The 26048-nt window shown below is 66.7% G+C and carries 23 protein-coding genes; 21 read left to right on the top strand and 2 right to left on the bottom strand.

The genetic code is table 11. The features are described 5' to 3' along the window. Nucleotides 1-154: 154 nt before the first annotated feature. The 18 genes from ndk to AK36_RS33195 all read left to right on the top strand — a co-directional run bounded on the left by ndk (nt 155) and on the right by AK36_RS33195 (nt 19105). Complete coding sequence (gene ndk, locus AK36_RS20345) at nt 155-580, top strand: nucleoside-diphosphate kinase (RefSeq protein WP_006478674.1); 426 nt, start codon at nt 155-157, stop codon at nt 578-580. A 55-nt stretch (nt 581-635) separates the two neighbouring features. After that, the gene (gene rlmN, locus AK36_RS20350) at nt 636-1775 is read left to right on the top strand and encodes a dual-specificity RNA methyltransferase RlmN (protein ID WP_011884970.1); all 1140 of its coding nucleotides are present in this window, start codon (nt 636-638) and stop codon (nt 1773-1775) included. A 162-nt stretch (nt 1776-1937) separates the two neighbouring features. Then, a complete protein-coding gene (locus AK36_RS20355) occupies nt 1938-2963 on the top strand; it encodes a helix-turn-helix domain-containing protein (RefSeq protein ID WP_014723102.1) in 1026 nt (341 codons plus the stop codon). A 104-nt stretch (nt 2964-3067) separates the two neighbouring features. Further along, nucleotides 3068-4366: a flavodoxin-dependent (E)-4-hydroxy-3-methylbut-2-enyl-diphosphate synthase gene (ispG, locus tag AK36_RS20360; protein ID WP_034195407.1), complete on the top strand. Its 1299-nt coding sequence runs from the start codon at nt 3068-3070 to the stop codon at nt 4364-4366. Nucleotides 4367-4390: 24 nt separating this feature from the next. Further along, nucleotides 4391-5731 (top strand): histidine--tRNA ligase, encoded by a 1341-nt coding sequence (gene hisS / locus AK36_RS20365; protein ID WP_011884967.1) that lies wholly within the window; start codon nt 4391-4393, stop codon nt 5729-5731. A 55-nt stretch (nt 5732-5786) separates the two neighbouring features. Then, on the top strand, nt 5787-6416 hold the full coding sequence (locus tag AK36_RS20370) for a tetratricopeptide repeat protein (protein WP_014723099.1): 630 nt from the start codon (nt 5787-5789) through the stop codon (nt 6414-6416). A gap of 40 nt (nt 6417-6456) precedes the next feature. Beyond that, on the top strand, nt 6457-7602 hold the full coding sequence (bamB, locus tag AK36_RS20375) for an outer membrane protein assembly factor BamB (RefSeq protein ID WP_011884965.1): 1146 nt from the start codon (nt 6457-6459) through the stop codon (nt 7600-7602). A gap of 249 nt (nt 7603-7851) precedes the next feature. Then, nucleotides 7852-9189 (top strand): ribosome biogenesis GTPase Der, encoded by a 1338-nt coding sequence (gene der / locus AK36_RS20380; RefSeq protein ID WP_011884964.1) that lies wholly within the window; start codon nt 7852-7854, stop codon nt 9187-9189. A gap of 153 nt (nt 9190-9342) precedes the next feature. Then, a complete protein-coding gene (gene hfq, locus AK36_RS20385) occupies nt 9343-9582 on the top strand; it encodes an RNA chaperone Hfq (protein WP_006399927.1) in 240 nt (79 codons plus the stop codon). A 72-nt stretch (nt 9583-9654) separates the two neighbouring features. Continuing rightward, nucleotides 9655-10830 (top strand): GTPase HflX, encoded by a 1176-nt coding sequence (gene hflX, locus AK36_RS20390; protein ID WP_174479794.1) that lies wholly within the window; start codon nt 9655-9657, stop codon nt 10828-10830. 47 nt (nt 10831-10877) lie between these two features. Beyond that, complete coding sequence (hflK, locus tag AK36_RS20395; protein ID WP_011884962.1) at nt 10878-12239, top strand: FtsH protease activity modulator HflK; 1362 nt, start codon at nt 10878-10880, stop codon at nt 12237-12239. Nucleotides 12240-12253: 14 nt separating this feature from the next. Then, entirely contained in the window at nt 12254-13153 is a 900-nt protein-coding gene (hflC, locus tag AK36_RS20400) for a protease modulator HflC (RefSeq protein ID WP_011884961.1), read from the top strand. A 38-nt stretch (nt 13154-13191) separates the two neighbouring features. Next, entirely contained in the window at nt 13192-13383 is a 192-nt protein-coding gene (locus AK36_RS20405; RefSeq protein WP_011884960.1) for a DUF2065 domain-containing protein, read from the top strand. Nucleotides 13384-13489: 106 nt separating this feature from the next. Beyond that, a complete protein-coding gene (locus AK36_RS20410; RefSeq protein WP_045579057.1) occupies nt 13490-14638 on the top strand; it encodes an ATP phosphoribosyltransferase regulatory subunit in 1149 nt (382 codons plus the stop codon). A 113-nt stretch (nt 14639-14751) separates the two neighbouring features. Beyond that, on the top strand, nt 14752-16098 hold the full coding sequence (locus AK36_RS20415) for an adenylosuccinate synthase (RefSeq protein ID WP_011884958.1): 1347 nt from the start codon (nt 14752-14754) through the stop codon (nt 16096-16098). Between the two features lie 7 nt (nt 16099-16105). Beyond that, nucleotides 16106-16702 (top strand): phosphoribosyltransferase, encoded by a 597-nt coding sequence (locus AK36_RS20420; protein ID WP_014723093.1) that lies wholly within the window; start codon nt 16106-16108, stop codon nt 16700-16702. Between the two features lie 296 nt (nt 16703-16998). Beyond that, nucleotides 16999-18912, top strand: a complete 1914-nt coding sequence (locus AK36_RS20425) for a potassium transporter Kup (RefSeq protein ID WP_011884956.1) — start codon at nt 16999-17001, stop codon at nt 18910-18912. 10 nt (nt 18913-18922) lie between these two features. Then, nucleotides 18923-19105, top strand: a complete 183-nt coding sequence (locus tag AK36_RS33195; RefSeq protein WP_144410667.1) for a hypothetical protein — start codon at nt 18923-18925, stop codon at nt 19103-19105. Nucleotides 19106-19300: 195 nt separating this feature from the next. Here the strand turns inward: AK36_RS33195 and AK36_RS20430 are convergent, their stop codons facing one another. Next, nucleotides 19301-21628, bottom strand: coding sequence for a Tex family protein (locus AK36_RS20430; RefSeq protein WP_045579058.1), 2328 nt, complete (start codon nt 21626-21628; stop codon nt 19301-19303). A gap of 160 nt (nt 21629-21788) precedes the next feature. Here AK36_RS20430 and AK36_RS20435 point away from each other — a divergent pair, with 160 nt between their 5' ends. The 3 genes from AK36_RS20435 (at nt 21789) to AK36_RS20445 (ending at nt 25139) form a co-directional block, all read left to right on the top strand. Continuing rightward, nucleotides 21789-22541, top strand: a complete 753-nt coding sequence (locus AK36_RS20435; protein ID WP_034195411.1) for a hypothetical protein — start codon at nt 21789-21791, stop codon at nt 22539-22541. Nucleotides 22542-22618: 77 nt separating this feature from the next. Beyond that, nucleotides 22619-22834, top strand: a complete 216-nt coding sequence (locus AK36_RS20440; protein ID WP_011884953.1) for a YdcH family protein — start codon at nt 22619-22621, stop codon at nt 22832-22834. A gap of 55 nt (nt 22835-22889) precedes the next feature. Continuing rightward, a complete protein-coding gene (locus AK36_RS20445) occupies nt 22890-25139 on the top strand; it encodes a DNA repair helicase YoaA (RefSeq protein WP_045579059.1) in 2250 nt (749 codons plus the stop codon). 81 nt (nt 25140-25220) lie between these two features. Here AK36_RS20445 and AK36_RS20450 read toward each other — a convergent pair whose 3' ends face one another. Then, nucleotides 25221-26045 carry an outer membrane protein assembly factor BamD gene (locus AK36_RS20450; protein WP_011884951.1) on the bottom strand — a complete coding sequence of 275 codons (825 nt, stop codon included), beginning with the start codon at nt 26043-26045 and terminating at the stop codon, nt 25221-25223. Nucleotides 26046-26048: the final 3 nt, after the last annotated feature.

A 26048-nucleotide genomic window follows, 5' to 3' on the forward strand; every position in this document is an offset into this window, starting at 1 on the left:
TCCGCGCCGCTTGGTTTCAATGGCCGGGCAGCGCAAAAACACAGGGATTCCGAACCTTTCGCCGGTGTAAGGGTTCAATCGCAATGATACACGGGATCGTGCTACAATAGCGGATTCATTTGAACCTGTAACTTCTTAATTTTTTGGAGTTTTTATGGCAATCGAGCGCACCCTGTCGATCATCAAGCCGGATGCGGTGGCAAAGAACGTGATCGGCCAGATCTACAGCCGTTTCGAAGGCGCCGGCCTGAAGATCGTCGCATCGCGCATGGCGCACCTGTCGCGTGCCGACGCAGAGAAGTTCTACGCAGTTCACGCAGCACGTCCGTTCTTCAAGGACCTCGTCGACTTCATGATCTCGGGTCCGGTGATGATCCAGGTTCTGGAAGGCGAAGGCGCGATCCTGAAGAACCGCGACCTGATGGGCGCGACGGATCCGAAGAAGGCGGAAAAGGGCACGATCCGCGCCGACTTCGCCGACAGCATCGACGCGAACGCCGTGCACGGCTCGGACGCTGCTGAAACGGCAGCGGTCGAAATCGCGTTCTTCTTCCCGGAAATGAACGTCTACTCGCGTTAAGCGCTGGCTGGCAACGGTCAGGCAGGATTCGGCGCACGCGGCAAGGCAGCACATCATGACGAGCGAAACTTCCGTCAATCTTCTCGACTTCGATGCCGAGGGTCTTGTCGCGTACTGCGGCAGCCTCGGCGAGAAGCCGTTCCGCGCCAAGCAGTTGCAGCGCTGGATCCATCAGTACAACGCCGGCGATTTCGACGGCATGACCGACCTCGCGAAGTCCCTGAGAGAAAAGCTCAAGGGCCGCGCGACGATCGGCATGCCCGAGATCGCCAGCGATCACGTTTCCGCCGACGGCACGCGCAAGTGGCTGATCGACGTCGGGAACGGCAACGCGGTCGAAACCGTGTTCATCCCGGAAGAGACGCGCGGCACGCTGTGCGTGTCGTCGCAGGCCGGGTGTGCGGTCAATTGCCGCTTCTGCTCGACGGGCAAGCAGGGCTTCTCGCGCAACCTGTCGACGGCCGAAATCATCGGCCAGCTGCGGATGGCCGAATTTGCGCTGCGTGCGTCGCTGGGCCGCGCGCCCGGACCGAACGGCAAGGCGGAACGGGTCGTCACGAACGTCGTGATGATGGGCATGGGCGAACCGCTGTTGAACTACAACGCGGTCGTGCCCGCGATGCGGCTGATGCTCGACGACAACGCCTATGGGCTGTCGCGCCGCCGCGTCACGCTGTCGACGTCCGGCGTGGTGCCGATGATGGACCGCCTCGGCGCCGAATTGCCGGTCGCGCTCGCCGTGTCGCTGCACGCGCCGAACGATGCGCTGCGCGACGAGCTGGTGCCGCTCAACAAGAAGCATCCGCTGCGCGAACTGATGGCGGCGTGCCAGCGCTATCTGAAAGTCGCGCCGCGCGATTTCATCACTTTCGAATACTGCATGCTCGACGGCGTCAACGACACCGAAGCGCATGCGCGCGAATTGCTGGCCGTCACGCGTGACGTGCCGTGCAAATTCAATCTGATCCCGTTCAATCCGTTCCCGGAATCGGGCCTCATCCGCTCGAAGCCGGAGCAGATCAAGCGTTTTGCGCAGGTTCTGATCGACGCGGGTGTCGTCACGACCGTGCGCAAGACGCGCGGCGACGACATCGACGCCGCGTGCGGGCAGCTGGCCGGCGCCGTGAAGGATCGCACGCGCCTCGCCGAACGGACGGGCACAGCAGCAAAGATCATCGAAGTTCGGGCGGTTTGACGGGGCCGCGCAAATGCGGATGCCCGAACTTTTTGGCGGTACAACACGCGAATAGCGATCGGTCGCGGCGCCTTGGCGCCGCGCATGGTATGGACGGTAGCGGGTGCCGGCCGGCAGGGGCCGGCGGCGCCCCAGTGAAGAAGAATCGACGCGAGGACAAGGATGAGTGAGCCGCAGCCGACAAACGGCGCAGAGACGAATGCCGCGAAGCCGGCACCGGCGGGGCTGGAAACGCTGGCGGCCGTGGGCAGCCGGCTGGCGCAGCTACGGGAGGCGAAGGGCTGGACGGTCGACGACGTGTCGGCGCGGCTCAAGGTCGCTCCGCAGAAGCTGCGCGCGCTCGAGGCGGGCGACATCAGTCATCTGCCCGGCGTGACGTTCGCGCTCGGGGTCGTGCGCAGCTACGCGAAGATGCTCGGCGTCGATCCAGAGCCGTTCGCGCAGGCGCTGCGCCGCGAGCGCGGCGTGCCGGAAGTCGACCTGTCGATGCCCGCGTCGAGCGGCACGGATCTGCCGCGTGGCCGCGTGTCGATCCCGCTCGGCAGCTCGTCCGGTCATCATCCGTGGCTGTGGGGCACCGCGATCGTCGTCGTGGCGGTGATCGCCGTGCTCATGTGGCACACTGGCGGCGATTCGGCGAGTTGGCTCGCCCGCTTCAAGGGCGCCGCCGCCGAGCATGCGCCGGCGGCGAGTGCAGTGGCGGCATCGGCCGCATCGGCCGCGGAAGAGCCCGCGGCGGGCAGTGCGTCGACGGCAGCAGGCAACGAGGTTGTGGCTGCTTCGGCCGTAGTCGCGCAGGCGTCGGCGTCGGCGCCGGTCGCGGCGTCCGTGGCTGCCCCGGCGGCTGCGGCCCCAGCATCGCCCGCATCGCAGCCGGCCGCCGCGAGCGCGGCAAGCACGGCAAATGCGGCCGAGCCAGCGAGCGTCGCGGTTGCCGCGGGCCAGTCGGTGGTCGAGCTGAAGGTCAAGCAGGACTGCTGGTTCAGCGTGCGCGACAAGAACGGCAAGGAGCTGTTCTCGGCGCTGGTGCGGGCCGGCGAGACGAAGCAGGTCGCAGGCGACGGCCCGTTCAAGGTCACGATCGGCAACAAGGCCGGTCTCGATGCGGTCGCGTTCGACGGAAAACCCGTCGATCCGGCAAAATATTCGGCAGCGCGGGGTAACGTGGCGCGGTTCACGTTGCCCTGACGCCAAGCGCCGTGACGAAGGCCCGTGCTGCACGGGCCGCGAGGGCACGGCGCTTTTTCAATTCATGCGCCGTCGCGGCGCATTCCGCGTAAATGGATCTATCGATGCAATCCGAAGCTCAATCCCCACGCAGCAGTCAGATTTGTTCAACCGAGCCGGTGTTCGGCGGCCACCAGCCGCGTCGCGTGTCGCATGCGGTGGATGTTCGTTGGGGCGGGCAGCTCGTGACGATCGGCGGCAATGCGCCGGTGCGCGTGCAGTCGATGACGAATACCGACACGGCCGATGCGATCGGCACCGCCATCCAGATCAAGGATCTCGCGAACGCCGGTTCCGAACTGGTGCGCATCACGGTGAACACGCCTGAGGCGGCCGCCGCGGTGCCGGCCATCCGCGAGCAGCTCGACCGCATGGGCGTGACGGTGCCGCTCGTCGGCGACTTCCACTACAACGGCCATCTGCTGCTGCGCGACTATCCGGGCTGCGCGGAGGCGCTGTCGAAGTACCGGATCAACCCGGGCAACGTCGGCCAGGGCGCGAAGCGCGACACGCAGTTCGCGCAGATGATCGAAGCCGCGGCGAAGTACGACAAGCCGGTGCGGATCGGCGTGAACTGGGGCAGCCTCGATCAGGACCTGCTCGCGCGGATGATGGACGAGAACGCCGCGCGTTCGCAGCCGTGGGACGCGCAGAGCGTGATGTACGAGGCGCTGATCCAGTCGGCGATCGGCTCGGCCGAGCGCGCCGTCGAGCTGGGCCTCGGCCGCGACCGCATCGTGCTGTCGTGCAAGGTCAGCGGCGTGCAGGACCTGATCGCCGTGTACCGCGAACTCGGCCGCCGTTGCGGCTTCGCGCTGCACCTGGGCCTGACCGAGGCCGGCATGGGCTCGAAGGGCATCGTCGCGTCGACTGCGGCGCTGGGCGTACTGCTGCAGGAAGGCATCGGCGACACGATCCGCATCTCGCTGACGCCGGAGCCGGGCGCACCGCGCACGGGCGAGGTGATCGTCGGCCAGGAAATCCTGCAGACGATGGGCCTGCGCTCGTTCGCGCCGATGGTGATCGCCTGCCCGGGTTGCGGCCGCACGACGAGCACGCTGTTCCAGGAGCTCGCGATGCAGATCCAGACCTACCTGCGCGAGCAGATGCCGGTGTGGCGCAAGGAGTATCCGGGGGTCGAGAAGATGAACGTCGCGGTGATGGGCTGCATCGTCAACGGCCCGGGCGAGTCGAAGCACGCGAACATCGGCATCAGCCTGCCGGGCTCGGGCGAGAACCCGGCCGCACCCGTCTTCATCGACGGCGAGAAGGTCAAGACGCTGCGCGGCGAGCGGATCGCCGAGGAATTCCAGCAGATCGTCAGCGACTACGTCGCACGCAATTACGGCCGCAGCGCGGCCTGAACCATTCGTCCATACACACGAACGATGACTGAACAGAAACGCAAGATCGAGAAGCTCGCGGGCGTCAAGGGCATGAACGACATCCTTCCGCAGGATGCCGGCCTGTGGGAGTTCTTCGAAGCTACCGTGAAATCGCTGCTGCGCGCGTACGGCTATCAGAACATCCGCACGCCGATCGTCGAACACACGCAGCTGTTCACGCGCGGCATCGGCGAAGTCACGGACATCGTCGAGAAGGAGATGTACAGCTTCACCGACGCGCTCAACGGCGAAAACCTGACGATGCGCCCGGAGAACACTGCGGCCGTCGTGCGCGCGGCGATCGAGCACAACATGCTGTACGACGGCCCGAAGCGCCTGTGGTACATCGGCCCGATGTTCCGTCACGAGCGTCCGCAGCGCGGCCGCTATCGCCAGTTCCACCAGGTCGGCGTCGAGGCGCTCGGCTTCGCGGGCCCGGACGCGGACGCCGAGATCATCATGATGTGCCAGCGCCTGTGGGACGACCTCGGGTTGACGGGCATCAAACTCGAGATCAATTCGCTCGGCCTGGCCGAAGAGCGCGCCGCGCACCGCGTCGAGCTGATCAAGTACCTCGAGCAGCACGTCGACGTGCTGGACGAGGATGCGAAGCGCCGTCTGTACACGAACCCGCTGCGCGTGCTCGACACGAAGAATCCGGCGCTGCAGGAAATCGCCCAGAACGCGCCGAAGCTGATCGACTTCCTCGGCGACGAATCGCGCGCGCATTTCGAGGGGCTGCAGCGCCTGCTGCTCGCGAACAACATTCCGTTCAAGATCAATCCGCGGCTGGTGCGCGGCCTCGACTACTACAATCTGACCGTGTTCGAATGGGTGACCGACAAGCTCGGCGCGCAGGGCACGGTCGCGGCCGGCGGCCGCTACGATCCGCTGATCGAGCAGCTGGGCGGCAAGCCGACCGCCGCATGCGGCTGGGCGATGGGCATCGAGCGCATTCTGGAGCTGCTGAAGGAAGAAGACCTCGCGCCCGAGCAGGAAGGCGTCGACGTCTACGTCGTGCACCAGGGCGAGGCGGCGCGCGAACAGGCGTTCATCGCGGCCGAGCGTCTGCGCGACACGGGCCTCGACGTGATCTTCCACTGCAGCGCCGACGGCGCGCCGGCGAGCTTCAAGTCGCAGATGAAGCGGGCCGACGCGAGCGGCGCCGCGTTCGCGGTGATCTTCGGCGAAGAAGAGGTGGCGAACGGCACGGCGGGCGTGAAAGCGCTGCGCGGCGCCGGCCAGGAAGGGGAAAAGAACGTTCAGCAGACCGTACCGGTCGAAGGCTTGACCGAATTCCTAATCAATGCGATGGTTGCATCCGCCGAAGACGGCGACGACTGATCGCGCTGGCATTCGCTCGACAAGAAAAGCCCGAAAAGGAAGGAATCGCTCGCCGATGAGTTATCACGACGAACAAGAATCGATTGAAAGTCTGAAAGCGTGGTGGGCCCGCTGGGGCAATCTCACGACGTGGATCGTGCTCGCGGCGCTGGTCGTCGCGGCCGGTTTCAACGGCTGGAATTACTGGCAGCGCCGCCAGGCCGCCGAAGCGTCCGGCCTGTACGAGCAGGTGCAGAAGGCCGCCGCGGCGAACGACAAGGCCACGATGGCCCGCGCGGCCGCCGACATGGAAGACAAGTTCGGCAGCACGGCCTATGCACAAATGACCGCGCTCGCGGCTGCGAAGACGCTGTACGCGAGCGGCGATGCGGCCGGCGCGAAGGCGCAGCTGCAATGGGCCGCTGATCACGCCAAGGACGACGAGTACAAGCAGATCGCGAAGCTGCGGCTTGCGTCGCTGCTGCTCGACGAGAAGGCGTACGACGCGGGTCTCGTGCTGCTGTCGGGCACGCCGGTCGACGCATTCAAGGGCCTCGTGGCCGATCGCCGCGGCGATCTGCTGGCCGCGCAAGGCAAGACCGATGATGCGCGCGCCGCGTACAAGCTCGCGCTCGACGGCCTGTCGAAGGACGACCAGTCGGCGCGCCAGCTCGTGCAGTTCAAGCTGGACGCGCTCGGCGGCTGATGTCGGCCCCCTCAACCTCTTAACTCTGCTTCGCTAACCGATGAATTTGCTGAAACGTTACGCTGTGCCCGTAGCCTGCGCGGCGGCTGTCCTGGCATTGGCGGCCTGCTCGTCGTCGAAGGACGCGCGCCGCGTGCCGACGCCCCTCACCGAGTTCAAGCCCGTCCTCGACGTGCAACAGGTCTGGAAGGCGAGCGTCGGCAAGGGCGGACGCTACCTGTTCTCGCCGGTGGCCGTGGGCGACGCCGTCTACGCGGCGGGCGAGAACGGTTCGGTCGAGAAGATCGACGCGAAGACGGGCCAGACGGTGTGGCGCGGGAAGGTCGGTTCGGACCTGTCGGCCGGTGTCGGCAGCGACGGCAACCTGACCGCGGTCGGCGCGCTGAAGGGCGGCGTGTTCGTGCTCGGCCCCGACGGCAAGCTGCTGTGGAAGACCACCGTGCAGGGCGAGGTCTTCTCGCCGCCGCTGGTCGGCAACGGCCTCGTGATCGTGCGCACGATCGACGGCCAGGTGATCGCGTTCAACGCGCAGACCGGCGAGCAGAAGTGGAATTACCGCAACCGCGCGGTGCCGCTGAACCTGCGCGTGTCGGCCGGCATGACGTTCGCCGGCGATGCGGCCGTGCTGGCCGGCTTCCCCGGCGGCGGCCTGGTGGCGCTGAACCTGCAGACGGGCGAGCCGTTCTGGCAGACGCCCGTGTCGTTCCCGAAGGGCGTGACCGAGGTCGAGCGCATCAACGACGTCAGCGGTCCGCCGACGCTCGTGGGCGCGCAGGCATGCGCGGTCACGTTCCAGGGGCAGATCGGCTGCTTCGACGCGAACTCGGGCCGTCCGGTGTGGGAAAAGCCGTTCTCGAGCCGCAGCGGTCTCGCGCAGGACGATTCGGTCGTGGCCGCCGGCGACGACTGGTCGGTCGTGACCGCGTACGACGCGGCGAGCGGCAACCCGCTCTGGCGTAACGACAAGCTGAAGAGCCGCGACGTCGGCGTACCTTACCTGCTCGGCCATGCGGTCGTGATGGGCGACTACAAGGGCTTCGTGCACTTCCTGTCGCGCGAGGACGGCAGCTTCATCGCGCGGATGAAGACCGACGGCAGCGCGATCACTGCGGCGCCGGTGCTTGCCGGCAACACGCTGGTCGTGCAGACCCAGGACGGCGGCCTGTACGGGTTCCGCCCGCGCTGATACGCACGCAGCAAGCGCGAAGCGCGGCGTGGCGGAACGAGTTCCGCATGCCGCGAACGCGCGACATGAACGCGGCCGGTGTCCCCGGCCGCGCAGTATTTGAAAGGCAGTTCGTAGCGAAAGACGACGGCGCGCACCGCGCGCCCGGCGCGCGCATCCGGCGCGGCGCGAATTCGTGATATTTTCATTCAGCGCAGCCGCCCGCAGCAGCGGGCCTCCCGCTGCTGCGCACCACCGTAGAAAACACAGATGAAACCGGTCATTGCCCTCGTTGGGCGCCCCAATGTGGGGAAATCCACGCTGTTCAACCGGCTCACGCGCTCGCGCGATGCGCTCGTCGCCGACTTGCCGGGCCTCACGCGCGATCGCCATTACGGCGAAGGGCGAGTCGGTGAGCGGCCGTACCTGGTCGTCGACACCGGCGGCTTCGAACCCGTCGCGAAGGACGGCATCCTGCACGAGATGGCGCGCCAGACGCGTCAGGCGGTCGAGGAAGCCGACGTCGTCGTGTTCATCGTGGACGGGCGCAACGGCCTCGCGCCGCAGGACAAGTCGATCGCCGACTATCTGCGCAAGACCGGGCGGCCGATCTTCCTGGTCGTCAACAAGGCCGAAGGGATGAAGTACACGGCGGTCGCGACGGACTTCTACGAGCTCGGGCTCGGCGATCCGCGCGCGATCTCGGCCGCACACGGCGACGGCGTGACCGACATGATCAACGAGGCGCTGGAAGTCGCGTATGCGGGCCAGCCGGAGGAAGCGGACGACAATGATCCGTCGCGCGGCATCAAGATCGCGATCGTCGGCCGGCCGAACGTCGGCAAGTCGACGCTCGTGAACGCGCTGATCGGCGAGGATCGCGTGATCGCGTTCGACATGCCGGGCACGACGCGCGATTCGATCTACGTCGACTTCGAGCGCAACGGCAAGAAGTACACGCTGATCGATACCGCCGGGCTACGGCGTCGCGGCAAGGTGTTCGAGGCGATCGAGAAGTTCTCGGTCGTGAAGACGCTGCAGTCGATCTCCGACGCGAACGTCGTCATTCTGTTGCTCGACGCGCAGCAGGACATTTCCGACCAGGACGCGCACATCGCGGGCTTCGTGGTCGAGCAGGGCCGCGCGCTCGTGATCGGCGTCAACAAGTGGGACGGCCTCGACGATCACGCGCGCGATCGCGCCAAAGCGGATTTGACCCGCAAGCTGAAATTCCTCGATTTCGCGAAATCGCACTACATTTCGGCCGCGAAGAAGACCGGCATCGGCGCGCTGATGCGCTCGGTCGACGACGCCTATGCCGCGGCGATGGCGAAGCTGCCGACGCCGAAGCTCACGCGCGCGCTGATCGAGGCCGTCGAGTTCCAGCAGCCGCGCCGTCGCGGCCCGGTGCGCCCGAAGCTGCGCTACGCGCACCAGGGCGGCCAGAATCCGCCGCTGATCGTGATCCACGGCAACGCGCTCGATGCGGTGACCGAGACATACAAGCGATATCTGGAAAACAGATTCCGCGAAACTTTCTCCCTGACCGGGACTCCATTGCGCATAGAGTTCCGCTCGTCGAACAATCCGTACGCGGACAAGGGCTGAACGAGCCTGCCGGGTACGCCCGGCAACGACCTGGCCGCATGGCCAGTGGCCGGGCGGGGCAGGCAAAATCAGCTATAGTGTAGCGATTGGCGCCGGATCTCTTTTTCTTCGTCGCCAATCCAGATCAACCTGCAAAAAAAGATGGAGTACGCCATGAGCAACAAAGGGCAATTGTTACAAGACCCGTTTTTGAACGCACTGCGTAAAGAGCACGTTCCTGTTTCGATCTATCTCGTCAACGGGATCAAGCTCCAAGGGAACATCGAATCCTTCGACCAGTACGTCGTGTTGCTCCGTAACACCGTGACCCAGATGGTCTACAAGCACGCCATTTCGACGGTCGTGCCGGCGCGCCCGGTGAATTTCCACCCGGACGCGGAAGCTTCGTCCTAACCTATCGCAGCGGCCGGCATCCGGTCGCCGCGAGCGACCGATGCCAGCCGCCTTATCTTGACACCCGACAATTTGATCAACGCAGCGCTCGTCGGCATCGACTTCGGCAAGACCGATTTCGAAGCCAGTCTCGAAGAACTCAGTCTTCTTGCCTCCAGCGCGGGAGCCCGTCCCGCCGTCACCCTCACCGGTCGTCGTGCCAGCCCTGATGCCAAGATGTTCATCGGCAGCGGCAAAGCCGAAGAATTGCGGCTCGCGTGCGACGCGCACAACGTCGAAATCGTCATCTTCAACCACGCACTCGCGCCCGCCCAGCAACGCAATCTGGAGCAGGCGCTGAACCGGCGCGTGGTCGATCGCACGAGCCTGATCCTCGATATCTTCGCGCAGCGCGCCCGCAGCCACGAAGGCAAGCTGCAGGTCGAGCTCGCGCAGCTGCAATATCTGTCGACCCGGCTGATTCGCGCGTGGACTCACCTGGAGCGGCAAAAAGGCGGTATCGGCCTGCGCGGCCCCGGCGAAACGCAGCTCGAAACCGACCGCCGGCTGATCGGCGAGCGGATCAAAATGCTGAAGGCGCGTCTCGACCGGCTGCGCCGGCAGCACAGCACGCAGCGTCGTCAGCGCGCGCGCAGCGGCACCATGTCGGTGTCGCTGGTCGGCTATACGAACGCGGGCAAGTCGACGCTGTTCAATGCGCTGACGAAGGCGCAGGCCTATGCGGCCGACCAGTTGTTTGCGACGCTCGATACGACGTCGCGACGCGTGTATCTGGGCGACGAGGTCGGCCAGATCGTCGTGTCCGATACGGTCGGCTTCATCCGCGAGCTGCCTCACCAGCTGGTTGCCGCGTTTCGCGCGACCCTCGAGGAAACGATTCATGCGGATCTGCTGCTGCACGTGGTGGACGCGTCGAGCGCCGTGCGGCTCGAACAGATCGAGCAGGTCAACGACGTGCTGCACGAGATCGGCGCGGACACCGTGCGGCAGGTGCTGGTGTTCAACAAGATCGACGCCGTGCCCGAACTGGCCGCCCGCGGCGACGCGGTCGAGCGGGACGAGTATGGTAATATTTCGCGCGTCTTTTTGAGCGCGCGCACCGGTCAGGGTCTCGACGCGTTGCGTGCCGCCATCGCCGAGATCGCCTCCGCGGAACACCTCTCCGGCGCGACGTCAGCCGACGGCGCGCTCGACGGCGCGCCCGCTGAACCACACGAAGGCCACACGATTTCCGAACACGGGCGCTAACCGGTCCCGGCCGGTTCGCCGGCGTCTAATCTGGTGAACAAACTCTGGTGAACGAATACAACGAGCGGAGTACCTGGCGGCGGATGCGCGCCTTGCTGTCGATCAACGATCCCCGCTGGGGGCGCGGCGACGGCAAAGGCAACGACGGATCCCGTCCGCGTGCCAACGAATCGAAACGTCCGCCCGGCGGCGACGGTGACGGTCCGCCCGATCTCGACGAGATGTGGCGCAACTTCAACCGGCGTCTGAGCGGCCTGTTCGGCGGCAAGGGCGGCAACGGCTTCCGGCCCGACAACGGCCGGGCTGCGCGCGTCGGCGTCGGCATCGTGATCGGCGTGCTGATCGCGGTCTATGCGGGTAGCGGGCTGTTCGTCGTGCAGGACGGCCAGACCGGCGTCGTGCTCCAGCTCGGCAAGCTGGCCGGCACGGTCGGCGAGGGCGTCCACTGGCGTGCGCCGTATCCGTTCTCGTCGCACGAAATCGTCGATACGACGCAAGTGCGCTCGATCGAGATCGGCCGCAACAACGTCGTGCGTCTCGCGAACGTCAAGGAAGCCGCGATGCTGACGCGCGATGCGGATATCGTCGACGTGCGTTTCGTCGTCCAGTACCGCGTGCGTTCGGCTACCGATTACCTGTTCCGTAGCGTCGATCCCGAGCGCAGCGTGTCGCAGGCCGCCCAGGCCGCAGTGCGCGCGATCGTCGGCACGCGCAGCGCGGCAGACATCCTGAACCAGGACCGCGATGCGCTGCGTAGCCAGCTGTCCGCCGCGATCCAGCGCGATCTCGACCGCTACCAGTCCGGGCTCGAGGTCACGGCCGTCACGATGCAAAGCGTCGCGGCGCCGGAACAGACGCAGGCCGCGTATGCCGAGGTCGCGAAGGCGCGCGACGAGCGCGAGGCCGCCAAGCGCGCCGCGCAAGCGTATACGAACGACCTGTTGCCGAAGGCGCAGGGCGACGCCGCGAAACTCGTCGACGATGCGAAGGCCTATGCCGACCGTGTCGTGACGCAGGCCGAAGGCGACGCCGACCGGTTCAAGCAGGTTTATGCGCAGTATTCGAAGGCGCCGGCCGTGATCCGCGAGCGGATGTACCTCGAAACGATGCAGGAAATCTACTCGAAGGCGACCAAGGTATTCGTCGGCAACAAGGCGGGCAGCAGCGTCGTGTACCTTCCGCTCGACAAGCTCGTCGAGCAGGGCCGGCAAAATGCCGCGAACGCCGCAGGTGCATCGAACGCGGCAGCCGGCGCAGCCGCGCCGGACACGGCGTCGGCTCCGGCCGCCGTCGCGTCGGGCGCACCGGCGAGCGGCGCTTCGGCCGCTGCCGCGCCCGCCGCGGGCAGCGACGTGCTGCGCTCGCGAGAGGCGTTCCGCAGCCGCGCGCGCGAAGACGATCTGAAGTAACGGGAGCGCAGAACATGAATCGAATCATTGCGCTCGTCGTCGCAATCGTGATCGCCGCGTTCGCGGCTTCGTCGACGGTGCTGAGCGTGGACCCGCGCCATGCGGCCGTGCTGTCCGGCCGCGACGGCGGGCAGCCGCAGCTCGCCGGCCCCGGCATCCACTTCAAGCTGCCGCCGCCGCTGCAGACGGCGACGCTGATCGACACGCGCCTGCAATCGCTCGAGTCGACGGACCCGCTGCAACTGGCCACCGAAGACAAGCACGATCTGCTCGTCGCGTATGCGCTCAAGTATCGGATCGACGATCCGATGAAGTATTTCACGGCCACCGGCGGCGACCCGACGGCCGCCACCGAACGCCTCGCCGATGCGCTGAAGGGCGCGCTCGGCGACGCCTTCGCGAAGCGCGCGCTCGACGACGCGCTCGGCGACCAGCGCGACATCGCGAACGCGGCGCGCGACGCGGTGCGGGCAAAGGCGGCGGGCTTCGGCGTGGACGTGGTCGACGTCCAGCTGACGCGCGTCGACTTGCCGGCCGCGCAGACGGACGCCGTCTATCAGCGGATGATCGCGGCGTTGCGGGACCAGGCCGCGCGCGTGCGCGCCGAAGGCGCGGCGGATGTCGAGCAGATCAAGGCCGACGCCGAGCGCGATCAGCAGGCGGTGCTCGCGAACGCATACAAGTCGGCGCAGACGATCAAGGGCGAGGGCGATGCGAAGGCCGCGTCGATCGCCGCGGACGCGTTCGGCCGCGATCCGCAGTTCTATCAGTTTTACGCGAGCCTGCAGGCTTACCGGAACACGTTCAAGCGCAACGACGTCATCGTCGTCGATCCCGACAGCGAGTTCTTCCGCTTCATGCGCAGCCCGACGGGCGGTGCCGCCGCGCCGGCGCCCGCTCCCCGCAAACACTGACTTTTTGGGGTGCCGCGACGAGCGGCGCCGTCGCTCGCATGGATCTGGCTGGCTCGTTGTTGCTCGCGGTAGCACTGATGCTGATTATCGAGGGAGCGTTCCCTTTCGTGTTTCCCGTCGCATGGCGCGACACGTTTCGTAGAATAGCGGAGCGGCCGCCGCATCATATCCGGATCGGCGGGCTCATCGTGATGGCGCTCGGGCTCGTCCTGCTGCTGTTCGCCACCTGAACCGGACGGCGCACCGGCCGTTCGTTCCGCCCGATTTCGATTTCCCATTTCCGATTCATCTCGCGGCGCGCAAAGTCGCGCTGTTTCCCGTCGTAGGACCGTACCGATGTCGACCTGGTTACTTCCCGAGAATATCGCCGACGTACTGCCGTCGGAAGCGCGCAAGATCGAGGAGCTGCGCCGCAGGCTGCTCGACCGCTTCCGTTCTTACGGCTACGAAATGGTGATGCCGCCGCTGCTCGAGTACCTCGAGTCGCTGCTGACGAGCGGCGGCGCCGACCTGCGGCTGCGCACCTTCAAGCTGGTCGATCAGCTGTCGGGCCGCACGCTCGGTCTGCGCGCCGACATCACGCCGCAGGTCGCGCGGATCGACGCGCACCTGCTGAACCGCCAGGGCGTCACGCGCCTTTGCTACGCCGGCCACGTGATGCACACGCGCCCGCGCGGTCTGCACGCGACGCGCGAGCAGATCCAGATCGGCGCCGAAATCTACGGGCATGCGGGGCTGGAAGCCGACCTGGAGATCCAGCAGCTGATGCTCGACGCGCTGCATCTCGCGGGGCTGTCGCGGATTCGTCTGGACCTTTGCCATGCGGGCGTGCTCGCGGCGCTGCTCGCGCGCGATGCGCAGGCCACCGCGCGCGGCGAAGCGCTGTACGACGCACTGTCGGGCAAGGATGTGCCGCTGCTGCACGAGCTGACCGACGATCTCGGCGCCGACACGCGCGCGGCGCTGCGCGCGCTGCCGCACCTGTACGGCGACGCCAGCGTGCTCGACGAAGCGCGGGCGCGGCTGCCCGTGCTGCCGGAAATCACGCGCGCGCTGGACGATCTCGCGCAGCTCGCGGCGAGCGCGAAGGGCGTCGAAGTCGCCGTTGATCTCGCCGATCTGCGCGGCTATGCGTACCACAGCGGCGCAATGTTTACCGCTTACATCGACGGCGTGCCCAACGCGATCGCGCGCGGCGGCCGCTACGACCACGTGGGTCAGGCATACGGCCGGGCGCGCCCGGCGACGGGTTTCTCGCTCGACCTGCGCGAGCTCGCGCGGATTTCCCCGGTCGAGGCGCGCGGCACCGCGATTCTTGCGCCGTGGGCGCAGGACGATGCACTCAGCGCGGCCGTCGCCGCGCTGCGCGATGCGGGCGAGGTCGTGATCCAGGCGCTGCCCGGTCACGACCACGTGCTCGACGAGTTCGCATGCGACCGTTCGCTCGTCGAACGCGCGGGCGCATGGGTGGTCGAGCCCCGTTAAACAGGCGTTCGCGGGCCGTCGTTCGGCGTGCATATCGTTGAAGCGAAACGGAAAAATTCGGAATCGCCCGCGAACATAGGTAGAATACGTTTTTAACCAGCTAACGAATCAACATGTCTGCCAGCGCAGTGAACGTGACTCCCGGGCGCAACGTCGTCGTCGTGGGAACGCAATGGGGTGATGAAGGCAAGGGCAAGATCGTCGACTGGCTGACGGACCACGCTCAGGGCGTCGTGCGTTTCCAGGGCGGTCACAACGCCGGCCACACCCTCATCATCGGCGGCAAGAAGACCATCTTGCGCCTCATTCCGTCGGGCATCATGCGTGAAGGCGTTGCCTGCTTCATCGGCAACGGCGTCGTGCTGTCCCCCGAGGCACTGTTCAAGGAAATCGGCGAGCTGGAAGAGGCCGGCGTCAACGTGCGCGACCGCCTGTTCATCTCCGAAGCGACCACGCTGATTCTGCCGTACCACATCGCGATCGACCAGGCGCGCGAAGCGCGCAAGGGCGCGGGCAAGATCGGCACGACCGGCCGCGGTATCGGCCCGGCGTACGAAGACAAGGTCGGCCGCCGCGCGCTGCGCGTGCAGGATCTGTTCGATCCGAAGACCTTCGCCGACCGTCTGCGCGAAAACCTCGATTTCCACAACTTCGTGCTGACCCAGTACCTGGGCGGCGCAGCAGTCGATTTCCAGGCCACGCTCGACACGATGCTTGGCTACGCCGATCGTCTGAAGCCGATGGTGGCCGACGTGTCGCGCCGTCTGTACGACGCGAACAACGCCGGTCAGAACCTGCTGTTCGAAGGCGCGCAGGGCACGCTGCTCGACATCGACCACGGCACCTATCCGTTCGTCACGTCGAGCAACTGCGTCGCGGGCGCGGCATCGGCCGGCGCCGGTGTCGGTCCGCAAAAGCTGAACTACATCCTCGGCATCACGAAGGCGTACTGCACGCGCGTCGGCTCGGGCCCGTTCCCGAGCGAGCTGTACGACGCCGACAACCCGCAGCGCCAGGATCAGGTCGGCATCACGCTCGCTAACGTCGGCAAGGAATTTGGTTCGGTCACCGGCCGTCCCCGCCGCACCGGCTGGCTCGACGCGGCGGCGCTGCGCCGCTCGATCCAGATCAACGGCGTGTCGGGCCTGTGCATGACGAAGCTCGACGTGCTCGACGGTCTCGACGAAGTGAAGCTGTGCGTCGGCTACAAGATCGACGGCAAGGACGCGGACATCCTGCCGCGCGGCGCAGCCGACGTCGCACGCTGCGAGCCGGTGTACGAAACGTTCGCCGGCTGGAAGGAAAGCACCGTCGGCATCAAGACGTGGGATGCGCTGCCGGCCAACGCGCGCGCCTACTTGAGCCGCGTGCAGGAAGTGGCCGGCGTGCCGGTCGACATGATTTCGACGGGGCCGGACCGCGACGAAACGATCCTGCTCCGTCATCCGTTCAAGGTGTAATTCGCAGATGACGCAGCAAATGACGATGACGGCGGCAGACTTGATGACCGATCCGCGCAACGACGACAAGAACCTCTGGGTAGGCTGGGACGAGTACCACCGCCTGATCGAGCTGCTGGCGCTCAAGGTTCACGAATCGGGCTGGAAGTTCGACCAGATCCTGTGCCTCGCGCGCGGCGGTCTGCGCGTGGGCGACCAGCTGTCGCGCATCTATGACGTGCCGCTCGCGATCCTCGCGACGAGTTCGTATCGGGAAGCTGCCGGCACCGAGCAGGGCGAGCTCGACATCGCGCAGTACATCACGATGACACGCGGCCATCTCGCGGGCAACGTGCTGCTGGTCGACGATCTCGTCGATTCCGGCGTGACGCTCGCGCGTGTGCAGGAGCATCTGAAGGAGCGCTATCCGGCCGTGACGGCCGTGCGCTCGGCCGTGCTCTGGTACAAGGGTTGCTCGAAGGTCAAGCCCGACTATCACACGCAGTACCTGCCGACGAATCCGTGGATTCATCAGCCGTTCGAGGAGTGGGACACCGTTCGTCCGCACAACCTCGAGGCATGGATCAAACGCGGTCGCGCGCAGCGCGACGGTTCGGGCGCGTAAGCGTCCGGTCGTCCGACCGACAGCCTTGCACGGCGCCGCTTGCGGCGCCGTTTTTTTGTTCGCGATTCGCCCCGCACGATCGGCACGATCGGCACCGCGGCCACGGCAGCCGGACGCCGCCGGTAGGCAGATGGCGCGGCCGCGGCTATGATGGCAGCCCTGCCACAGCTTGCGCAGGAATGCATGCGCGGCGTGACTCACGTGGTTTCAGGGCAACAAGGCAGGACGGTGTTTCAGAGGGGCGCGAGTAGAATAGCGCTCGTTTCGTCCGACCCGGACCGATTATCAAGCTTCATATGAACGACACGACCCAGGCGACCGACGCAGCCCACGCGCATTCGACGCACCAACACTCGATGCAGGCGCTCGCGATAGCGGCTATCGGCGTCGTGTTCGGCGACATCGGCACGAGCCCGCTGTATTCGCTGAAGGAGGCGTTCAGCCCCGCCCACGGCATTCCGCTGACCGAGAGCTCGATCCTCGGCGTGATCTCATTGTTGTTCTGGGCGATCGTGCTCGTGGTCGGCATCAAGTACCTGCTGTTCGTGATGCGCGCCGACAACAACGGGGAAGGCGGCGTGCTCGCGCTGATGGCGCTGTCGCTGCGGCCGCTCGACTCGAAGACGCGAGTGGCCGGCGCGCTGATGGCGCTCGGGATCTTCGGCGCATGCATGTTCTACGGCGATGCCGTGATCACACCGGCGATCTCGGTGATGTCGGCGGTCGAAGGGCTCGAGATCGCGACGCCGCATCTGTCCCACCTCGTGTTGCCGATCACGATCGTGATCCTGATCGCGCTGTTCTGGATCCAGCGCCACGGCACCGCGATGGTCGGCAAGCTGTTCGGGCCGATCATGGTGCTGTGGTTCGTCGCGATCGCGGCGCTGGGCGTCTATCACATCTCGCGCGTGCCGGGCATCGTCGCGGCGATCAACCCGTATTACGCGGCGTCGTTCATGGCCGACCATCTGCTCCAGGCATACGTGGTGCTGGGTTCGGTCGTGCTGGTGCTGACCGGCGCCGAAGCGCTGTACGCCGACATGGGCCACTTCGGTGCAAAACCGATTCGCCTGGCCGCGTACGGGCTCGTGATGCCTTCGCTGGTGCTCAACTACTTCGGCCAGGGCGCGCTGCTGATGCAGAACCCGAAGGCCATCGAGAATCCGTTCTTCCTGATGGCGCCGGAGTGGGCGCTGCTGCCGCTCGTCGTGCTGTCGACGGTCGCGACCGTGATCGCATCGCAGGCCGTGATCTCGGGTGCGTATTCGCTGACGTCGCAGGCGATCCAGCTCGGCTACGTGCCGCGCATGAAGGTGCTGCATACGTCCGAGCTGGCGATCGGCCAGATCTACGTGCCGGTCGTCAACTGGCTGCTGCTGGCGGTGATCCTCTGCATCGTGATCGGCTTCAAGAGCTCAGACAATCTCGCGGCCGCGTACGGGATCGCGGTGACGGCGACGATGGTGATCACCACCGTGCTCGCGGCCGTCGTGATGGTACGGGTGTGGAACTGGAACCGGCTGCTGGTCGGCGCGATCATCGCCGTGTTCCTCGCGGTTGACCTCGGCTTTTTCGGCGCGAACCTGCTGAAGGTCGCGCAGGGCGGCTGGCTGCCGCTCGGCATCGGCGCGCTGCTGTTCTTCCTGCTGATGACCTGGTACAAGGGCCGCCACATCGTCAAGGAGCGCACGGCCGCCGACGGCATTCCGCTCGAGCCGTTCCTGCAGGGGCTGCTCGCGCACCCGCCGCACCGCGTGTCGGGCACGGCCATCTACCTGACGGGCAACGACAAGCTCGTGCCGGTCAGCCTGCTGCACAACCTGAAGCACAACAAGGTGCTGCACGAGCGGACCATTTTCCTCACGTTCGTCACGCGCGACATTCCGTACGTGCGCGACGACAAGCGCCTCAGCTCGCGCGATGCGGGCGGCGGCCTCTATATCGTCAAGGCCGAGTACGGCTTCAACGAGACGCCGGACGTGAAGGCCGTGCTCGAGGAATTCGGCCGCACGCACGACATGACGTTCGAGCTGATGGACACGTCGTTCTTCCTCGCGCGCGAGACGGTCGTGCCGACGCATCTGCCGGGCATGTCGATCTGGCGCGAACGCGTGTTCGCGTGGATGCACCAGAACGCGGCGAAGCCGACCGACTTCTTCTCGATTCCGGCGAACCGCGTCGTCGAGCTCGGCACCAAGATCGAGATCTGACCAGCGGCGCGTGCTGCGCTTTCGGCAATCGTGCCGTTCAGTTGAAAAACTGAACGGCATTTTTGTTTTGGCGAAGGCGCGGGGCGGCGCGTTGCGTTTTGAGCCGATGATGGCTGGGCCGCGTGGTCGTCAGGCTCGACGCCGAGCGCATCCAATCGACGACATCCGCTTCCTCTCGTTCGGCGCGAGCTGACCTGTTCCACGCTGCGCGGCGTCCCGCAGCGGCTTCGCCGACATCTCGAATCGCTCATCAATGTAAAACGGCCCGATCGCAGATGCGATCGGGCCGTCGAGTATGCGGCCGGTAGGGCGGAAGGCGTCGTGATCGAGCCGAGCGGCACGACGCCGCAACGGCGGTCGTTGCGCTCGCCCGCGGGCGAGCGCGCGCTCAGCGCTTCAGCTTCGCGAACGCCGCAGCCATCGCGCCGGCCGGCTCCGGCTCGCGCGAGCGTTGCGGGCGGGCCGCGCCGCGGCCGGCGCTGCCGCGGTCCTGGCCGCCGCGCGGCGCGGCGCCGCCGGGGGCGGCAGCTTCGTCGTCCAGGCGCATCGTCAGTGCGATGCGCTGGCGCTTCACGTCGACGTCGAGCACCTTGACCTTGACGACCTGACCGGCCTTCACGACTTCGTGCGGGTCCTTGATGAATTTCGTCGACATCGCGGACACGTGGACGAGGCCGTCCTGATGCACGCCGATGTCCACGAACGCACCGAACGCGGCGACGTTGGTCACGACACCTTCGAGCAGCATGCCGGGCATCAGGTCGGACACCTTCTCGACGCCGTCGCGGAACGTGGCGGTCTTGAATTCGGGCCGCGGATCGCGCCCCGGCTTTTCCAGCTCGGACAGAATGTCGCGCACGGTCGGCAGGCCGAAGCGCTCGTCGACGAATTCAGCCGGCGACAGGCCCGACAGCGCGTCGCGGCTGCCCAGCACGTCGTCGATGCGCTTGTTGATCTTCGCGAGAATCCGCTCGACGACCGGGTAGGCCTCCGGGTGCACCGACGAGCGATCGAGCGGATTCTCGCCGCCGTTGATGCGCAGGAAGCCGGCTGCCTGTTCGAAGGTCTTGTCGCCGAGACGCGGCACCTTGCGCAGGTGGTCGCGCGACGGGAACGGGCCGTTCGCGTCGCGGAAGTCGACGATGTTGCGGGCGAGCGTCGCATTCAGGCCCGACACGCGCGCGAGCAGCGCGACCGACGCGGTATTCGCGTCGACGCCGACCGCGTTCACGCAGTCCTCGACCACCGCGTCGAGCGAGCGGGCCAGTTCGCGCTGGTTCACGTCGTGCTGGTACTGGCCGACGCCGATCGCCTTCGGCTCGATCTTCACGAGTTCGGCGAGCGGATCCTGCAGGCGCCGCGCGATCGACACGGCGCCGCGCAGCGACACGTCGAGGTCAGGGAATTCCTTTGCGGCCAGCTCGGACGCCGAGTACACCGACGCACCGGCCTCCGATACGACGATCTTCTGCAAGCGCAATTCCGGATGCTTGGCGATCAGTTCGCTCGCGAGCTTGTCGGTTTCGCGCGAAGCGGTGCCGTTGCCGATGCTGATCAGCTCCGCTTGCGTCTGCGCGGCGATGCGCGCGAGCTTCGCGAGCGAGCCGTCCCAGTCGCGGCGCGGCTCGTGCGGGTAGATCGTGTCGGTTGCGAGCAGCTTGCCGGTGCGATCGACGACGGCGACCTTCACGCCCGTGCGCAGACCGGGGTCGAGGCCGATCACGGCCTTCGGGCCGGCCGGCGCCGCGAGCAGCAGATCCTTCAGGTTGCGCGCGAACACGCGGATCGCCTCGGCTTCGGCCGTCTCGCGCAGTTGCGTGAGCAGCTCGTTCTCGATATGCGGCTGCACCTTGACGCGCCAGCACCAGCGGCACACGTCGGACAGCCATTTGTCGGCCGGCCGGTTCTGGTTCGCGATGCCGAAATGGCGCGCGATCATCGCTTCGCCCGGGTGCGGAACCTGTGCGTCGAGTTCGTCGCCGAGGCCGAGCTTGACGGTCAGCACGCCGGCGTTGCGGCCGCGGAACAGTGCGAGCGCGCGGTGCGACGGCACGGTGCGGAGCGTTTCCGAGTAGTCGTAGTAGTCGCGGAACTTCTCGCCTTCCTCGTTTTCCTTGCCCTCGACGACGGCCGACGACACGACGCCCTGGCTATGCAGGTAATCGCGCAGCTTGCCGAGCAGCTCGGCCGTTTCGCCGAATTGCTCGGACAGGATGTCGCGTGCGCCGTCGAGCGCCGCCTTGACGTCGGCGACGCCCTTGTCGGCGTCGACGTATGCGGCGGCTTCCGTCTGCGGATCGAGCAGCGGGTTCGCGAGCAGTGCGTGCGCGAGCGGCTCGAGGCCGGCTTCGCGGGCGATCTGCGCGCGCGTGCGGCGCTTCGGCTTGTACGGCAGATAGAGATCTTCGAGCACCTGCTTGCTGTCGGCCGCGTCGATCGCGGCGCGCAGCTCGTCGGTCAGCTTGCCCTGTTCGTCGATGCTCGCCAGGATCGTCGCGCGGCGATCCTCGAGCTCGCGCAGATACAGCAGGCGTTCCTCGAGCTGGCGCAGTTGCGTGTCGTCCAGATTGCCCGTCACTTCCTTGCGGTACCGGGCAATGAACGGAACGGTCGAGCCTTCGTCGAGGAGTTGCACCGCCGCCGCGACCTGGCGCGGCTGGACGGACAGTTCGGTGGCGATGCGCTGTACGATCTTGAGTGCTACGGTTTCCGTCATGTCGTGGATGATCTGCCTGGCTGAAATCGCGGCGCGGGCCGGCAGGCCGTGCTGGCGGCCTGCAACACGGGCCCGCCGGACCGATGCCGCGGGTGAGTGAAGCGGGGCATTTTGCCATAAATGGCGGAGCGTCCAGCCGGGCGGTGATAGAATTTGACCCATGTCCCGCAGCTTTCCTACGACGTTGCCAACTTCCCGCATTTCTCTCGTCGCGCTCGGCGCAGCGCTGGCCGCCGCTTTGTCCGGCGGGTCTGCCGCCGTGTATGCGCAGGCATCGGGCGCAGCCGCGCCGGATGTCGCAGCCGCCGCGCCCGTCGCCGCTTCCGCCACGCAGGATTTCGACGCCCGTCAAAAAGTGCTCAATCAGCGCTCCGCAGAAAACGATTATCGTTATGCGGTGGCGGAGCACGATTGCTACAGCAAGTTCTTCGTCAATCACTGTCTCGGCAATGCGCGCGACCGGATGCGCGAGGAGCGGGCGAGCATCCGCCAGGAGCAGCTCGCGCTCGACGACGAGCAGCGCGCGGTACGGGCGCGGCAGCGCGACCAGCAGCAGGCGCTGAAGCAGGCGCAGAACGCGGCTGAGGCGCCGCAGCGCGCGGCGACCGACGCGGCGAACGCGGCCGCGTTCCGCGACAAGCAGGAGCAAAATGCACTGAAGCAGGCGCAGCGCGGTGCGGAGGCGCCGCAGCATGCGGCGAGCAAGCAGGCATACGACCAGAAGCAGGCGGATTTCCAGCGCAAGCTCGACCAGGCGCATCAGCAGGCCGCGCAGAAGGCGCAGGAGCGCGCGGACAACGCGACGCGCTATGAGCAGAAGCAGCGCGAAGCCGCCGAGCACAAGGCCGATGTCGCGCGGCGTCAGCAGGAAGCGGCCGAGAAGGCCAAGCAGAAGCAACAGCTGGGGCAGTAACGTGTTGGATTGAACCGGAGTCAGTCTCGTGCGTGCCGGCACGCCAGCCGGCGCGCTGCTTCGATGAGGAGGCGCATATGCAAAACCGTCCCACGGAACAGCAGCAGGAATTGCACAACCGTTTGGCTGCACTGCAGGAGCAGCATCGGCAGCTCGCTCGGGAGATCGAGCTGAAGGAAGGACACTCCGACATCGACGACGTCACGTTGCACCGCCTGAAGAAGGAAAAGCTGGCGGCCAAGGACAAAATCATTTTGCTGCAATCGCAGCTGGAACCGGATAAGCGCGCCTGAGCGCGGCCTGGCAAGCGCCGGCGCCGCCCGGGCGCTGGACACAGGAACGCTTGCCTTGAACTCACCGCTTGAAGCCAATCCCGATGCCCGGCGTGACACGTCGTCCGCCGGGCGCGCCCGCGCGCCCGCAGGCACGTTCGAGCTGAGCCGCAAGCGCGTCGACGAGCTCGATACGATCTTCGGCGCCGACGGGCTGCTCGCGCGCGCGCTCGACGGCTATCATCCGCGCCAGTCCCAGATCGAGATGGCGCGCGCGGTCGCGTCGGCGATGGAGGCGTCCGCGCGTCGGATGCCCGATCCGGAAATCTTCGAAACCCGCAAGCGGCCGGCGCGCCGCCTCGGCGAAGGCGCCGCCGACAAGGCAGCGCAAGCCGGCGCGGACGACGCCGCGGCCGAGGCCGACAGCGACGCCGCGGACAACACGCTGATCGTCGAGGCCGGCACCGGCACCGGCAAGACCTACGCCTACCTGGTGCCCGCGATGCTGTGGGGCGGCAAGGTGATCGTGTCGACCGGCACGAAGCACTTGCAGGACCAGCTGTTCCAGCGCGACATCCCGACCGTGCGCAACGCGCTGGCGGTGCCCGTGACGGTCGCGATGCTCAAGGGCCGCGCCAACTACCTGTGCCATTACTACCTGCAGCGCACCGCCGACAACGGCCGCCTGCCGTCGCGGCAGGACACCGCGTATCTGCAGGAGATCGTCCGTTTCGCGAAGGTGACGAAGAGCGGCGACAAGGCCGAGCTCGCGAGCGTGCCGGAGACGGCGCCCGTGTGGTCGATGGTCACGTCGACGCGCGACAACTGCCTCGGCCAGGAGTGCCCGTATTACAAGGAGTGCTTCGTGATGCAGGCGCGTCGCGAAGCGCAGCAGGCCGACATCGTCGTGGTCAACCATCACCTGTTCTTCGCGGACATCATGCTGCGCGACACCGGGATGGCCGAACTGCTGCCGAACGCGAACACGGTGATCTTCGACGAAGCGCACCAGTTGCCGGAGACGGCCACGCTGTTTTTCGGCGAGACGCTGTCGACCACGCAGATCCTCGAACTGGCGCGCGATACCGTCGCCGAGGGCTTGAGCCATGCGCGCGATGCGGTCGAGTGGGTGAAGCTCGGCGGCGATCTGGAGCGTGCCGCGCGCGATCTGCGGCTCGCGTTCGCGAACGATCAGATCGTGCGCATGTCGCTCGCGCAGCTCGGTGACGATCACCCGATGTTCGCCGCGCTCGACGCGCTCGAGGTCGCACTCGATGCGCTCGCCTCGGCGCTCGCGGGGCAGGCCGAGCGTGCAGAATCGCTCGGCGCATGCCTGCGGCGCGCGCGCGAACTGCAGGCGCTGCTGGCGGGCTGGGTCGCGCCCGGCGCCGCGCAGGCGGCAGCGGATGCCGACGCGCGAGCGGCCGGCAACGACGGGGCTGCCGACGACCCGAACGAGAAGGTGCGCTGGGTCGAAGTGTTCGCGCATACGGTCCAGTTGCACGAGACGCCGCTGTCGGTCGCGCCGATTTTCGCGAAGCAGCGCGCCGGCGTGCCGCGTGCATGGGTATTCACGTCGGCGACGCTGTCCGTGCGCGGCGACTTCACGCACTACGCGGCGCAGATGGGGCTCAGCTCACGCCGCTCGATGACGCTCGCGAGCCCGTTCGACTATCAGACGCAGGGGCTGCTGTACGTGCCGCGCAACCTGCCGCAACCGTCGTCGCCCGGATTCACCGACGCGGTGTTCGACGCGGCGCTGCCGGCGATCGAGGCGTCGGGCGGCGGCGTGTTCATGCTGTGCACGACGCTGCGCGCGGTCGACCGGATCGCATCGAAGCTGCGCGACGTGATCGAGTCGCGCGGCTGGAAGACGCCGCTGCTGGTGCAGGGCGACGCGAGCCGGACCGAGCTGCTCGATCGCTTCCGTGCATACGGCAATGCGATCCTGGTCGGCAGCCAGAGTTTCTGGGAAGGCGTGGACGTGCGCGGCGATGCGCTGTCGCTCGTCGTGATCGACAAGCTGCCGTTCGCGCCGCCCGACGATCCGGTGCTGGCTGCGCGGCTCGACGCGCTGACCAAGAAGGGCCTCAGCCCGTTCGCCGTGCATCAGCTGCCGCAGGCGGTGATCACGCTGAAGCAGGGCGCCGGCCGCCTGATCCGTGCCGAAACCGACCGCGGCGTGCTGATGATCTGCGACACGCGGCTCGTGGACAAGCCTTACGGTCGCCGGATCTGGCAAAGCCTGCCGCCGTTCAAGCGCACGCGCGAGATCGCGGTCGTGCAGGACTTCTTCGACGATCATCGCGCCGGAAAGAGCGCGTGATCGAGGCGCCCGCTGCACGGGCGTCGGCAACAAAAAACCCGGCTCGATGGCCGGGTTTTTTGTTGCTGCGGCGAGCGACGCTCAGAACTGCCACCACGACCGCTTCGCGCCGGGGCGTGAATGGCCGGTGATGTACGGGCTGTCCGGGAACGTTCCTGCGAGCACGCGCTTCGTGTCTTCCGCGAGCTGCGGCTGGTTCAGCTTGCCGTACGACAGGACCATGATGTGCAGCGCGTCCTCGATCGCCGGCGCGCCCTTGTAGTCCTTGATCGCGAGCTGCGCGCGGTTGATCGCCGCGACGTACGCGCCGCGCCGATAGTAGTAATCGGCCGCATGCACTTCGTGCGACGCCAGCGCGTTGACGATGTAGCGCATCCGCGCGGCGGCGTCGGGTGCGTACTTGCTCTTCGGATAGCGGTCGACGACGACCTTGAACGCATCGTACGACTCGCGCAGCGCCTGCGGGTCGCGCTCGCTCATGTCCTGGCCGGAGAAGCGGCCGAACAGCCCGAGATCGTCGTTGAAGTGGATCATCCCCTTCAGGTAGTACGCGTACGGGATGTCCGGGTGATCGGGGTGAAGCTGGATGAAGCGGTCGACGGCCTGATCGGCGGCGGCCGCTTCGTTGTCCTTCCAGTTGCAGTACGCGACGTTGATCTGCGCCTGTTGCGCGAAATGGCCGAACGGATCGCGGCCTTGCAGCGATTCGAAATATTTCGCGCATTTGCCCCAGTCGCCGCCGGACAGTGCGTCCTGGGCCTCTGAGTATAATTTGTTGTTCGACCAGGTAGCCGTCTCGTCCTGCTTCTGCGGCAAGCCGTGGCAGCCGGCGATGAGGGCCGCGGCCGCTACCGCCGCAGCTCGGGCGGCGACGGTTTTGGCCGTACGTTTGGTCGAATTCATCATGCT

This window comes from Burkholderia vietnamiensis LMG 10929, assembly GCF_000959445.1.
Classification (GTDB): Bacteria; Pseudomonadota; Gammaproteobacteria; order Burkholderiales; family Burkholderiaceae; genus Burkholderia; species Burkholderia vietnamiensis.